Below are 13,133 nucleotides of genomic sequence, written 5' to 3' on the forward strand. Positions count from 1 at the left end.
CAACAAGAAGCCTCCGGTAGAACGTGAGCGTTCTACCAGAGGCTTCTTATCCGACATAGTTGTTATCGGCGAAGCTTTTTCAATTCCCCCAACAGACGGTCATTAAGAACGCGAATGTGGGTACCCTTCATACCGAGGGAGCGCGATTCAATCACCCCAGCCGATTCAAACTTCCGTAACGCATTCACAATGACAGACCGGGTGATACCGACCCGATCCGCGATTTTGGAAGCCACCAACAATCCTTCTTCGCCACCAAGTTCATCAAAAATGTGTTGAACGGCTTCGAGTTCGGAATACGACAACGTGTCGATGGCGACTTTTACTGCGGCCTTCTTACGTGCTTCCATTTCCAACTCGTCAGATTTGGAACGCAAAATTTCCATTGCCACAACGGTTGCTCCATATTCGGCCAAAACCAAGTCTTCATCATTGAATTCCCGGCCAAACCGCGAGATCACCAAGGTCCCCAGGCGATCGCCGCCCCCATTGACTGGAACCACGGTTGTGATTTTGTTCTCGTACAAACATGGCTTATCATGGAAAAAGACACATTTTCGTGATTCCTGAGAAACATTGGGATAGGTCTCATCAACTTTCAAAAGACCATTATTATAATTCGCGGGGAAGATCTCTTCACCCAAAACTTCCCGGATCATGATATCGCATTCAAACCCGTCCAGTAAGCTATATCCCAAAACCTTACCGCGCCGACTGACAACGTAGACGTTTGCTTGGATAAGTTCGCTTAAAATTTTAGCCATTTCTTCAAAGTTTACCGGATGGCCAGCCGTTCGCTGTAGTAGTCGATTAATGCGTCGTGTTTTTTCGAGTAATTCCTCCACGACATGCACCTCCTTGATTCGACAAAATCCCCTGTCGTCACAATTTTCACCACTCGAGTATACCACAGCATAGTTCTAATGTGGTAACGAAAAAAAAAAATTCAGAGTATATACCGATTGATGTCAATATTCTCTGCAATCTTAGCCAGCCGTTGTTGCACATAAGCAGCGGTAATGGGGATGGTCTGGCCCACTAAATCGGGGGCAGAGAAATTCAGTTCTTCCAGTACCTTTTCCAAAATCGTGTGGAGGCGCCGGGCTCCAATGTTCTCGGTATCCCGGTTGACTTGATAGGCGTAGCGCGCCATTTCCCATAATGCGCCGTCATCGAATTCCACTTTAACACCTTCTGCCCCTAATAGGGCTTGATATTGCTTGATGAGCGAGTGCCGTGGTTCCGTAAGAATTTTATAAAAGTCTTCTTCGGTCAGGGCATTAAATTCCACCCGGATCGGAAACCGTCCTTGCAATTCCGGAATGAGATCACTGGGTTTCGATACATGAAATGCTCCGGCCGCAATAAAGAGAATATGATCTGTCTTAACAGGCCCATATTTGGTATTGACCGTGGATCCCTCGACAATCGGCAGAATGTCACGTTGAACTCCTTCCCGTGAAACATCTGGTCCACGCCCTTCATGACTGCTGGAAGCAATTTTGTCAAACTCATCAATGAAGATAATGCCTTGTTGCTCAGCTCTCCACAGAGCTTCAGCATGGGCAGCATCGGTATCAATTAATTTTTGGGCTTCTTCCTGGGTCAATACTTTCCGCGCTTCGGCAACCGTCATCTTACGGCGTTTTGTGCGCTTAGGTAACAAGCCAGAAAACATTTCACCCAGATTCATCTGATTTTCTTCTCCGCCGGGAATATTTCCCATAAAAGGCAATGGGGGACCAGGATCTTCAACTTCCACTTCGACGACTTCATTTTCCATGGCTTTCATCCGAAGTTTTTCCCGCACTTTGCGCCGTTCTTCTTCGATTCGGTGACGTTCTTCGATACTTAAACTGGAAGTCGTCTTGTTTGATCGATTTCCGCCTCCGAATAACGCTTCAAAGGGATTGACAGTCGTTGAGGTATCCTCAGGAAACGGAACTAAAGCATCCACTAAACGATCTTCTGCAATGCGCTCGGCACGATCTTGGACGGCTTGACTGCGTTCTTCTTTGACCATCCGCACACTCGTTTCGACGAGATCACGGACCATCGCATCGACATCGCGGCCGACATAACCTACTTCGGTAAATTTTGTCGCCTCAACTTTGACAAACGGCACATGCAAGAGCCGAGCCAAACGCCGGGCCACTTCCGTTTTTCCCACTCCCGTAGGCCCAATCATCAAAATGTTTTTCGGAGTAATATCTTCTTGCAATTCAGGATCGAGCTGACTCCGCCGCCAGCGGTGTCTTAGAGCGATAGCGACCGCCCGTTTGGCTTCCTCTTGACCAACAATATATCGATCGAGTTCTTCGACGATTTTCTTGGGTGTCATCAATGCATCGTCCATGACAAAACCTCCTTTTTTCCTTCGGCGAAAGTGTTAATTCAAGGTTTCAATAGTCAAATGGTGATTGGTATAGATACAAATATCCGCCGCAATATCCAAAGAACGTCTAACCAAATCTTCTAAGGGCATCGGAGGCTCAATCGACGAAAATGCTCGTGCAGCCGCCAAGGCATAACTGCCTCCCGATCCAATGGCGGCAATATAGTCGTCAGGTTCTATCACTTCCCCTGTCCCGGACAAAATAAATAAATGCTCAGTATCTGCCACTAATAACAATGCTTCCAATTTACCCAACATCCGGTCGGTCCGCCATTGACGAGAAAGAGCCACCGCCGCGCGTTGCAGGTTGCCATGACTTTCTTCAAGTTTCCCTTCAAAAAGTTCGAACAAGGTCAACGCATCCGCGACCGAGCCAGCAAATCCCGCCAATACTTTATTATGATACAAACGTCGAACCTTTGTCGCCGTATGCTTCATAACAGTATTTTGGCCGAAAGTTACCTGACCATCTCCTCCAATCACCGCTTTGCCGTCTCTCACGATACCGAGAATTGTCGTCCCATGAAATTCAATGGCTGCCACTCTCATCTCTCCTTCATTGTTTCCGTTGGCTCCCTCGTGTTCAAGCACGAGGATGGGCATTTTGATAAACTTTAGCAATATGTTCTTGGGACACTAATGTATAAAGTTGGGTCGTTCGTAGCAAACTGTGACCCAAAAGTTCCTGAATCACCCGCAAATCGGCACCATTCATGAGCATATGCGTCGCAAACGAATGCCGTAGCCAGTGTGGGCTGACATTTCTTTGAATCGCCGCTTTGGCTAAAACATTTTTTACAATTCGCCGGACACTACGCGTGGTAAGCCTGCCACCCCGGTAATTAACAAAGAGCGCTGTGGTGCGTGTTCGGACGAGTGCTTTTCTTCCGCGTAACAAATATGCGTCGAGGGCCTGAGACGCTTTAGTGCCAAAGGGCACCACTCGCTCTTTGCCGCCCTTTCCTTTGACGCGCACAAACCGACTCGTCAAATCCACATCAGCTATATTTAAAGATACTGCTTCTTGACTTCTGAGTCCCGCTCCATAAAGAATCTCCATTAAGGCCCAGTTTCTCAGTCCCAGAGGCCCTGGCATATTTTTGGCGCTTTCAATCAGATCATGGGCTTCATCCATCGTTAGAGTTCGGGGCAATAAGGGGCGAAACCGTGGAGTAAGCAGTCGATTAGCAGGATTGTCAGTGCGCCATCCCTGTCGCTTAACGAACCGGTAAAATGATCGAATCACAGCTAATTTGCGGGCCACAGTTCTCGGCGCCAATCCTTGTTTCATCAGGGATGATATCCAAGCCCGAATGTCTTTGGTGCCAACCTGATCCAACGCGCCAACAAATTTTTCTAACTGGTGCAGATCTTGAGCATATGCTCGGGCTGTATGTTCCGATGCTTGCTCCACCAAGATTAGTGTTTTGATATAGTACTCAACCCACTCATTAACGGGTTTCATGGTGCGATACCTCAACACCGATGTGTTCAAGATAATCCTTCAATGACGACAATGCCCGGTCTCTCAGCCAACGCCGTCTTGCCTTTTTGTCATGAATTTGTTGAATTTCTGGAGGCAGATTCAGTAATCCAAAATTGGCGTTCATCGGTTGAAAATGCTCCGGATCGGTATGGGTGATATAGTATGCCAAAGCCCCCATCATCGTGTCCCGCGGGAATGGTTGAATATTCCCATGCTCGAGCCATTGGGCAATATACCTCGCCACCATAATGCCCGTTGCAGCCGATTCTACGTAGCCCTCAACGCCTGTCATTTGACCAGCAAACCACAAGTCTTCTCGCACTTTCGCATTTAATGTCGGTCTTAGTATCGCTGGCGATTTCAAGTAGGTATTGCGATGCATGACGCCGTAGCGCACAAATTCGGCATCATGCAAAGCGGGGATTAATCCAAACACCCGTTTTTGCTCTCCCCAACGCAAATTCGTCTGAAAACCCACCAGGCTCATTAATGATCCCGCAGCGTTATCGCGACGGAGTTGAACGACGGCATAAGGTCTACGGCCCTGTTCAAACGGATTTTCCAGCCCAATGGGTTTCATCGGTCCATATAGCGGGGTTTTCACACCTCGTCTAGCTAATTCCTCAATCGGCAAACATCCCTCAAAAAAGGTCGCTGATTCAAAATCATGCCCCATATGTTGTTCTGCATGAATTAAGGCATCATAAAATGCCATATACTCATCTTTAGTCAAGGGACAATTCAGATAATCTTGGTTTCCTTCCCGCGATCCCCAAAACGCGTGATTCATATCGACACTTTCGGCTAGAACAATGGGAGCGGCCGCATCAAAGAACGATAACATTTTCGCCCCAACTAAGTCGGAAATGGCTTCAGTCAATGATTCATGCGTTAAGGGACCGGTAGCGATGACGGTCGGACCGCTTAAAATCTCGCTCACGACTTCATGGTGAATGACAATATTGGGATGGTCTTCCAGAACCTCGGTTATCCCTTGGCTGAAGGCCTCGCGGTCAACCGCTAACGCCGAGCCTGCCGGAACCCTAGCCGATTCTCCTGCTTTAATAATGAGTGAATCCAATAGCCGCATTTCATCTTTTAACAAGGTTGCGGGCGCCAGACCGAGCGTCGAACCCAGCGAGTTGGAACACACCAGCTCACCAAATTTTCCGCTCACGTGAGCAGGTGTCATGGTCTTGGGCCGCATTTCGAACAGGTGAACAGTGAAACCTAATTGGGCCAATTGCCAGGCAGCCTCGGACCCAGCCAAACCACCGCCGACAACATTGACGTCATTGAGCTTGCTCTTCTTCATAACCGCATCCCTCCCGCAAGCACATGAGACTTTCGTGATTACCCCGTCGCTTAAACGCCATGCTGGATCCACAACGTGGGCATTGTTTGTCACTCGGTCGATTCCACGTCACAAAATCACATTCGGGATAGCCGGCACAGCCATAAAAGACGCGCCCTTTACGGGTACGACGAACCACTAAATCTTTCCCGCACTTCGGACACATCGCACCAGTTTTTTCGACATAGGGCTTCGTAAAATCACACTCAGGATATCCTGAACATGCTAAGAACTTACCAAAACGACCGTATTTAATGGTCATGGGTCGCCCACACTTCTCGCAGATTTCATCCGTCGTCTCTTGCGGCAGTTCCACTTTTTCAATATCTTCATCGGCTCGGTGCAATTCTTCAGCAAAACGGTCATAAAATGCATACAACACATCTTGCCACTGCATATCATTAGCAGCAACTTGATCGAGTTGGGTCTCAACATCTGCTGTAAACCGGGTATCAACAATCTCCGGGAAATATTGTTTTAACAAATCCACGACAACACGTCCCAACTCGGTGGGAATTAATTTCTTCTGCTCCCGGTGCACATAATCTCGTTGAATCAGCGTTTCCACAATCGGTGCATATGTTGATGGCCGACCAATGCCTAGTTCTTCAAGCGTTTTGACGAGACTCGCTTCCGTGAACCTTGGAGGGGGTTCTGTAAAATGTTCTTGAGATGTGATATCCGAGATGGTTAACACCATGCCTTGATTAACGGCAGGCAGTGGACGCGATTTGGCTTCATCTTGCGCATTGGGATCGGCGTCGTCAAATGATTCTTGATAAACCACAGTAAATCCCGGAAACTTAATCCGGGAACCAGTAGCCCGGAATACCGCGTCCTGGTCTTTAACATGCAAATCAATCGTGGTAGAATCGTACACCATTGGCGCCATTTGACTAGCAACAAAACGTTCCCAAATTAAACGATATAAACGCAATTGATCCCGGTTTAGACTGCTCTTAAGACTTTCGGGATGACGTCTGATATTGGTTGGTCTTATCGCTTCATGCGCATCTTGAACACCGGGCTTCGTCTTGGTGGGACGCTTCGCTTCGCCCGAGGGCACATAGGAGGAACCATAACGCTCTTCGATATATTTCTGAGCATCTTCACGAGCCACATCAGCAATACGGGTGGAATCCGTACGAATGTAGGTCACCAATCCTACAGTGCCTTCCCCCGCCACTTCTAGTCCCTCATAGAGTTGTTGCGCCAGACTCATGGTACGCTTAACAGAAAATCCCAATTTTCTGGAAGCCTCTTGCTGTAACGTGGAAGTCGTAAAGGGTGGTGCGGCAAATCGTCTCTTTTCCCGCACCTTCACTTCCGCAACCACTACTTCCAGTCCAGGTCGCACCTGCGCCAAGATTTGCTCTGCTTCTTTTTGAGATACCCGCCCTTTTTCCCCTAAAGGCGCAATATAATGCGACAGTAAAGTGCCGTCTTCGGTCATCGCCGTCATGTCAATCGTAAAATACTGCTCCGGCACAAATCGCAAAACTTCATCTTCTCGATCCACTAACAATTTTAAAGCAGCACTTTGGACGCGTCCCGCTGACAATCCTGGCCGCACTTTTCGCCACAACAACGGCGACAATTGATAACCGACAACGCGGTCCAATACCCGTCTCGCCTGTTGAGCATTGACCAGGGCCATGTTTATCGGCCTAGCTTGTTTGATCGCATGGTTCACCGCATCTTTGGTGATTTCATGAAATTCAATACGCCGCACATCGCGCGGGGCAATGTTCAATGCTTCGGCCAGATGCCACGAAATCGCTTCTCCTTCACGGTCAGGGTCCGTCGCTAAATAGACGCGATCGGACTTTTTGGCCGCTTCTTTGAGCTCTTTCAGCAGGGGTCCTTTCCCTCGTATCGTAATGTATCGTGGCTGAAACCCTTTAGCCACATCCACTCCAAACTGGCTTTTCGGTAAATCACGCACGTGTCCCATTGACGCTTTGACCTGGAATCGGGAACCCAAAAAGCGACTGATTGTCTTCGCCTTGGCTGGCGATTCTACAATGATTAGAGGTTTAGCTTTGGCCATAATAACCCTCCCGGGTACAAACATTTTTACATTATATCAAAATATGCTGCGTTTCCATGCGTCTTTCATTGCTCGGTGCTAACCCTGGCTGCCTCTAGGCGTCTATTATAAAGATAGATATTAGCATGACTGTAACAGGGAAACGAGAAGGATGCAAATTACAAGGAGAAATCAACCCATTCCTGGGCAGAGGACATCATTTTGCGAAGAAATGATCGGCGGTGTGCCGTACTCGGACCGTATTGTAGAATCATTGCGCGATGATAGGCGGTTGGATATCCTTTATGTTGTTCAAACCCATATACAGGAAATTGTAAGGCCAATTCCTGCATATAGCGATCGCGGACAACTTTGGCGATAACCGAAGCGGCGCCGATACTAGCTGACACTTGATCCCCGTGCACAATCGGCAATTCTTCCCAGGGACCACCGATGCGCATCGCATCTGTGAGCACTACCCGTGGCCTTATTGTGAGATGGCCAAGGGCGCGGGCCATGGCCATTCGGCTTGCTTCCAGAATGTTAATACGCTCAATCGTTCTCGGCCCGACAGCCCCAACTCCAATGGCAATCGCGGTACGACAAATGTCCTCATATAATCGCTGACGCTTTAAGGCACTAAGTTTTTTAGAATCGTCGATTCCCATAATGTCCGTATAAGGATCCAAGATAACGGCAGCCGCCACGACAGGACCCGCTAAGGGCCCACGGCCAACCTCGTCCACTCCTGCCACGGCCCATCCTTTACGCCAAAATTGTTGTTCCCACTGAATCTTTGCAAACCATCGTACTTCCTCATTCGGTCTTTCGGTCATCTAGCCCTCTCCTGGTTCTTCCAACGTTACACGTCCAAATTTCCCATTTTGGAAGGCCAGCACAATGGCATCAGCCGTGCGCTGTTCATCCAGCACACCGCCCGTTTTCAAATAACCTCGGGACCTTCCCCAATCCCGCCAGTTTTCTGGTAGAGGCATTTGGGGAACGACTAATTCCCAAATTTTTTCAACAAGAAGGAGCCGTTCCTCAGCCGTACTAGGGACAATTCCCAACACCTTCAGCCGCCAGTCTTCGGAATGTCGGGGAGTTACCACACCGGGTAAATCGAGCCACTCCCAGCCTCCGGGCAAACGAATCCATTGCGGTCCTCGCGTGATGCCAGGTTTCGCTCCGGTCATCACGCGGTGTCCACCGACCATTTTATTTAACAACGTTGACTTTCCCACATTGGGAACGCCTACCACAGCCAGGCGATAAGGAGGAGCCAGAATACGACGAATAGCCTTCTCTACCTCGATTTTAACCCGTGGATTTTGCGCTGAGATCGCCAGCGCTGTAACGCCATGGGACTTAAACCATCCTAACCAACGCTGCGTCGCATCGGGATCAGCCAGTTCGGCCTTATTCATAACCATTATCAACTGAGTGCGGCCGATCCATTGCTGAAGAGGCTGATGGCGGCTGATGTTCGGCGCTCGCGCATCAATAACTTCAATAAACGCCGATAAATACGGCGCTAACTCGCGAATGGTCCGCTGCGTGGCAACCATATGACCGGGATACCACGATTGCCGCTTTCCCATAGTTATCCTCTCTTATCTTTTCTCGATCTGCTTTACTAGTTAATGCAAAAGATGAAAATCGGATAAAGGCCACCAGACCACAAATGCCTCACCTTTCACATTTTTCATCGGCAATAGACCAAAATACCGGCTGTCAAAACTTTTAGGACGGTTATCTCCTTCTACCCACAAATATCCAGGAGGAACCTTTGTAGGAGGAACGTTCATGGAACCGCGATACTTCAAAAACGGTTCATGATATCGTTTTCCATTGATATACACCACATTATTTTTTACGCTAATCGTATCACCCGGTACTCCGATGACGCGTTTAATCCAATCTTGACTTTTAATGACGGGTGAGCGAAACACGATAATTTGCCCCGTTTTCGGTGTCTCAAAATCATAGATCAACTTATTAACCAGAACCCGTTCTCCTGTGTGCAAGGTCGGTAACATCGAAATACCTTCCACCTGATACGATTCAAAAACGAAGGTACGAATCAGAAAGGCTAACACTACTGCCAGAATAACCGTTTCAATAAATTCTAAATATCCTCTGCGCCGTTGATTCGTCATTTGGGCAGCCTCCTCAAAACACAAAGATAGCGAAGACACCTCGGGAACCGGGTGTCTTCGCCAGGCAAATTAACGTCGCTCCTTGATGCGGGCTGCCTTCCCACGAAGTTTCCTTAAATAATAAAGCTTCGCTCTGCGGACCTTTCCCCGTCGCACCACTTGAATCGATTCCAATCGCGGCGAGTGCAATAGGAAGATTCGTTCGACGCCAACACCGTAACTAACACGACGCACGGTAAATGTTTTCGACAAGCCGGTTCCCTTGATGGCAATAACTACACCTTCAAAATTCTGTACGCGCTCCCGGTTACCTTCACGAATTTTCACCGCGACACGCACGGTATCGCCAGGACGAAATGTCGGGATATCTTTCCGAATCTGGTCTTCCTCTAATAATCGAATAAAATCCACAATTTTCCCCCCTTTTCGGGCCACATGAAATTATAGCATCCGCATAAATGCGCTGCAAATTGTCATCGTTGCAGCAAATCCGGCCGACGAAGTCGCGTTCGGAGTTGAGCTTGTTCCTTTTGCCATTGCGCAATGCGAGCATGATCGCCGGATAACAAGACCGGTGGTACTTCGATGCCCCGATAAGTGCGAGGGCGCGTATATTGGGGCCCTTCTAGCCCACCACTGTCTCCAAAAGATTCATGGACTGTGCCTTCATCTGCCCCCAAAACCCCCGGCAATAACCGCGTTACGGCATCAACCATCACCATTGCGGGGATCTCCCCGCCTGTCAAAATCACATCGCCAATTGAGACTTCTTGCGCGTTTAACAATGATATCGCGCGTTCGTCAATCCCTTCGTAGTGACCGGCTACGATAATTAAGTGATCGAGGTGACTGAAACGCTCAGCCATGGATTGATCAAATTTTTCCCCCTGCGCCGAGGTAATGATGACATGTGCAGGAGCCGCATGATGTGCTTGCGCCCATTCTACAGCGGGCACGACAACATCCGCTCGCAACAACATGCCAATCCCTCCACCGAAAGGATAGTCATCCGTAGTTTTATGCGGACCAATCCCGAACCAGCGCAACGGAATCGTCCGAATATCGACCAAACCTTTGGATTGCGCACGTTTCATCATGCTCGTCGTTAACGGTCCCGAAAACATTTCGGGAAACAATGTCACAATCTGGATGACCATCATGTGAGGTCATCCAATCCTTCGGGGACATGGACATCCATGATACCGGCCTCTAAATCTACGTGGAGAACAACCGATTTGAGTGCAGGCAACAACAAGGGGGGCTTATTAGGGCGCATAACCTCAAAGACATCTTGGTTAGCTCCGGTACGTATCACCTTGTTTAGTGTTCCGATGATTTCTTGACTGGAAATGTCCCGAATGCTCAATCCTTGCAATTGGAACCAGTAATATTCTCCTTGTCCCAATGGTGGCAGGGAATCAATCGGAACATACAAAGTGGCTCCCCTCAAATGCTCTGCTTGGTCCCGCGTCGTAATATTCTCCAGTTGAAGAATGACCAGCGGTGGATGTGCCTGCGCCTGGCGGATCACTTGGGGACCAGAAAGTGACTGCACCCATATGGTCTTCCTTTTCAAAAGACGGTGAGGATAGTCTGTCGTCGGGTAAACCCGAAATGCGCCATGAATCCCATGTGGCGCTGTAATTTCCCCTACCGCCACAAAGTCAGACCAGTCCTCTTTAGACATTTTGCTCGGTCTTCTTGGCTTGCTTGAGTTCATGAACCTTCTTTAACACTCCGGTCTGGCGAAGCAACGACCTGGCAGTGTCTGTCGGCTGGGCACCATTTTGAATCCATCGAATCGCCTTTTCCTCGTCGATTTTCACCACGGCAGGATTTTTGGTTGGGTCATAATAGCCAATTTCCTCAAGAAATTTTCCATCTCGCGGAGAACGGGCATCCGCCACCACCACGCGATAAAACGGTCGCTTTTTTGCTCCCATTCGACGTAAACGAATTTTTACCATATTGTTCCCTCCTCTCGCACATCACCATACAGACATTTCTCGCTTACCGAAGATCAGGAAAATCTTTAAAAGGAAGCTTTGGAAATTTTCTTTTATGGCCGCTACCTTTCATCTGTTTCATGACCTTCCGCATTTCATAAAATTGCTTGACAAGGCGGTTAACTTCCTGAACCGAGGTACCACTGCCTTTCGCAATACGTAAACGTCGACTCCCATCAATAATATCGGGTTTGCGTCGTTCGAGTATCGTCATCGAATTAATGATGGCTTCGACTCGATCAAGTCCCTTGTCATCCACCTGATCCTTCAATTTGTTAAGATTTAAAGGACCCATTCCGGGCAGGAGCTCCATCACTTTGGACAAAGGCCCCAACTTCTTGACCTGCTTCAACATGGCTTGGAAATCTTCAAAATTAAAATCCTTCGTGCCAATGCGTTTGGCATGCGTCTCAATTTCGTCTTTATCAAGGGATTGTTCGGCCTTCTCAATCAAGGTCAAAACATCACCCATGCCCAGAATTCGCGAAGCCATACGATCAGGTTGAAAAGCTTCTAACGCATCAACTTTTTCTCCGGTTGCAATGAGTTTAATTGGCAGATCGGTGACGGCACGGATAGATAACGCCGCTCCACCACGCGCATCCCCATCCAATTTGGTCAAGATCACACCTGTGACTGGGAGCGTTTCCTTGAACGCTTTAGCCACACGGACCGCATCCTGCCCTGTCATGGCGTCGACAACGAGCAATGTTTCGTGAGCTGGCACTTCTTTTTGCATCTGTACCAACTCATCCATTAACGCGTTATCTATGTGCAAACGGCCAGCGGTGTCGACTAAAATGACATCTTTAGCCATTTGTCGGCTTCGCTGCCAGCCTTCTCGGACCAATTGGACAGGCGACAATCCATCTTCGTAGATGACCGGAACGCCAATTTGTTGACCCAACGCTTGGAGTTGATCGACGGCAGCCGGGCGGTAAATATCTGTTGCCACCATCAGGGGTTGACGGCCTTGTTGCTTCAACATTTTGGCCAATTTTGCTGTAGATGTCGTTTTCCCTGAGCCTTGAAGACCTACAAGGTAAATGACAGTCGGAGGATTAGAGGCCATTTTAATACGTTCTACGTGATTGCCCATTAGCTCTGTGAGCTGATCTCGGACAATGCGCACAACTCCCTGAGCAGGCGTCAAGCTTTCGAGAATATCTTGGCCAATGGCTTCTTGCTCAACACGACTTAAGAAATCCTTGACGACCTTAAAGTTGACATCTGCCTCAAGTAGCGCCATACGGACATCACGGAGACCTTCTCGCACATCATCTTCGGTCAACCGTCCCTTATTGCGCATACGCTTAAAGGTGTTTTGTAACTTTTCGGTCAGGTTGTCAAACATCTAATAGCCCCTCCTCTCCTGCCAATTCCTCAATAATCTTCTCGGCTTCAACTTGCCACGGCCCTTTGGGTGCACTGTGAATGAGTGTCCAAAGGGATTTCAGTTGCTGCTGGCGCCGCGTCATATGATCTATTAGCGATAACTGTTTCTCCCACTGTTCCAATGTTTTCGCGCTTCGGTCGAGTAAATCGTGAATTGCCGCTCGGCTAACATTTTTGGCTTCCGCAATTTCCATGAGCGACCAGTCTTCAAGATAATAAAGGCGCCAAACATCTCTTTGGTGGTCAGTCAGCATTTTGCCATAGATATCATATAAAATATTGGCACGTTCACGGTTCAAACGTTCCACA

Annotated in this window: 15 protein-coding genes; all 15 read right to left on the reverse strand. The window is 48.5% G+C overall.

What is annotated here, in order from left to right; genetic code table 11:
• Window positions 1-62: 62 nt before the first annotated feature.
• A complete protein-coding gene (gene codY / locus B8987_RS16955) occupies window positions 63-845 on the reverse strand; it encodes a GTP-sensing pleiotropic transcriptional regulator CodY (protein ID WP_020374734.1) in 783 nt (260 codons plus the stop codon).
• 101 nt (window positions 846-946) lie between these two features.
• Complete coding sequence (hslU, locus tag B8987_RS16960) at window positions 947-2,356, reverse strand: ATP-dependent protease ATPase subunit HslU (RefSeq protein WP_028962261.1); 1,410 nt, start codon at window positions 2,354-2,356, stop codon at window positions 947-949.
• A gap of 33 nt (window positions 2,357-2,389) precedes the next feature.
• Entirely contained in the window at window positions 2,390-2,929 is a 540-nt protein-coding gene (hslV, locus tag B8987_RS16965) for an ATP-dependent protease subunit HslV (protein ID WP_026040636.1), read from the reverse strand.
• Between the two features lie 49 nt (window positions 2,930-2,978).
• On the reverse strand, window positions 2,979-3,860 hold the full coding sequence (gene xerA, locus B8987_RS16970) for a site-specific tyrosine recombinase/integron integrase (RefSeq protein WP_020374731.1): 882 nt from the start codon (window positions 3,858-3,860) through the stop codon (window positions 2,979-2,981).
• On the reverse strand, window positions 3,847-5,196 hold the full coding sequence (trmFO, locus tag B8987_RS16975) for a methylenetetrahydrofolate--tRNA-(uracil(54)-C(5))-methyltransferase (FADH(2)-oxidizing) TrmFO (protein ID WP_084661745.1): 1,350 nt from the start codon (window positions 5,194-5,196) through the stop codon (window positions 3,847-3,849). Before trmFO ends, xerA begins: the two co-directional genes overlap by 14 nt.
• Window positions 5,174-7,285, reverse strand: coding sequence for a type I DNA topoisomerase (gene topA, locus B8987_RS16980; RefSeq protein WP_020374729.1), 2,112 nt, complete (start codon window positions 7,283-7,285; stop codon window positions 5,174-5,176). The genes trmFO and topA overlap by 23 nt, the downstream gene beginning before the upstream one ends.
• A 158-nt stretch (window positions 7,286-7,443) precedes the next feature.
• On the reverse strand, window positions 7,444-8,100 hold the full coding sequence (locus B8987_RS16985) for a ribonuclease HII (protein WP_051351033.1): 657 nt from the start codon (window positions 8,098-8,100) through the stop codon (window positions 7,444-7,446).
• The gene (locus B8987_RS16990; protein ID WP_020374726.1) at window positions 8,101-8,865 is read right to left on the reverse strand and encodes a YlqF/YawG family GTPase; all 765 of its coding nucleotides are present in this window, start codon (window positions 8,863-8,865) and stop codon (window positions 8,101-8,103) included. It lies immediately after the preceding gene.
• Window positions 8,866-8,904: 39 nt separating this feature from the next.
• Window positions 8,905-9,423 carry a signal peptidase I gene (gene lepB, locus B8987_RS16995; RefSeq protein WP_020374725.1) on the reverse strand — a complete coding sequence of 173 codons (519 nt, stop codon included), beginning with the start codon at window positions 9,421-9,423 and terminating at the stop codon, window positions 8,905-8,907.
• Window positions 9,424-9,492: 69 nt separating this feature from the next.
• Window positions 9,493-9,834, reverse strand: a complete 342-nt coding sequence (gene rplS, locus B8987_RS17000; RefSeq protein WP_020374724.1) for a 50S ribosomal protein L19 — start codon at window positions 9,832-9,834, stop codon at window positions 9,493-9,495.
• Between the two features lie 62 nt (window positions 9,835-9,896).
• Window positions 9,897-10,583 (reverse strand): tRNA (guanosine(37)-N1)-methyltransferase TrmD, encoded by a 687-nt coding sequence (trmD, locus tag B8987_RS17005; protein WP_020374723.1) that lies wholly within the window; start codon window positions 10,581-10,583, stop codon window positions 9,897-9,899.
• Entirely contained in the window at window positions 10,580-11,110 is a 531-nt protein-coding gene (gene rimM / locus B8987_RS17010; protein WP_084661747.1) for a ribosome maturation factor RimM, read from the reverse strand. The genes trmD and rimM overlap by 4 nt, the downstream gene beginning before the upstream one ends.
• Entirely contained in the window at window positions 11,103-11,390 is a 288-nt protein-coding gene (rpsP, locus tag B8987_RS17015; protein WP_020374721.1) for a 30S ribosomal protein S16, read from the reverse strand. The genes rimM and rpsP overlap by 8 nt, the downstream gene beginning before the upstream one ends.
• Before the next feature lie 43 nt (window positions 11,391-11,433).
• A complete protein-coding gene (ffh, locus tag B8987_RS17020; protein WP_020374720.1) occupies window positions 11,434-12,783 on the reverse strand; it encodes a signal recognition particle protein in 1,350 nt (449 codons plus the stop codon).
• The gene (gene ylxM, locus B8987_RS17025; protein ID WP_020374719.1) at window positions 12,776-13,132 is read right to left on the reverse strand and encodes a YlxM family DNA-binding protein; all 357 of its coding nucleotides are present in this window, start codon (window positions 13,130-13,132) and stop codon (window positions 12,776-12,778) included. Before ylxM ends, ffh begins: the two co-directional genes overlap by 8 nt.
• Window position 13,133: the final 1 nt, after the last annotated feature.

Origin of the sequence: Sulfobacillus thermosulfidooxidans DSM 9293 (assembly GCF_900176145.1) — a bacterium.
Classification (GTDB): Bacteria; Bacillota; Sulfobacillia; order Sulfobacillales; family Sulfobacillaceae; genus Sulfobacillus; species Sulfobacillus thermosulfidooxidans.

Bases quoted from the DNA above. Each gene is read 5' to 3' on its own strand.
- hslU (WP_028962261.1), bottom strand. From the start codon at position 2,356: ATGGACGATGCATTGATGACACCCAAGAAAATCGTCGAAGAACTCGAT.
- xerA (WP_020374731.1), bottom strand. From the start codon at position 3,860: ATGAAACCCGTTAATGAGTGGGTTGAGTACTATATCAAAACACTAATC.
- trmFO (WP_084661745.1), bottom strand. From the start codon at position 5,196: ATGAAGAAGAGCAAGCTCAATGACGTCAATGTTGTCGGCGGTGGTTTG.
- topA (WP_020374729.1), bottom strand. From the start codon at position 7,285: ATGGCCAAAGCTAAACCTCTAATCATTGTAGAATCGCCAGCCAAGGCG.
- B8987_RS16985 (WP_051351033.1), bottom strand. From the start codon at position 8,100: ATGACCGAAAGACCGAATGAGGAAGTACGATGGTTTGCAAAGATTCAG.
- B8987_RS16990 (WP_020374726.1), bottom strand. From the start codon at position 8,865: ATGGGAAAGCGGCAATCGTGGTATCCCGGTCATATGGTTGCCACGCAG.
- lepB (WP_020374725.1), bottom strand. From the start codon at position 9,423: ATGACGAATCAACGGCGCAGAGGATATTTAGAATTTATTGAAACGGTT.
- trmD (WP_020374723.1), bottom strand. From the start codon at position 10,583: ATGATGGTCATCCAGATTGTGACATTGTTTCCCGAAATGTTTTCGGGA.
- rimM (WP_084661747.1), bottom strand. From the start codon at position 11,110: ATGTCTAAAGAGGACTGGTCTGACTTTGTGGCGGTAGGGGAAATTACA.
- rpsP (WP_020374721.1), bottom strand. From the start codon at position 11,390: ATGGTAAAAATTCGTTTACGTCGAATGGGAGCAAAAAAGCGACCGTTT.
- ffh (WP_020374720.1), bottom strand. From the start codon at position 12,783: ATGTTTGACAACCTGACCGAAAAGTTACAAAACACCTTTAAGCGTATG.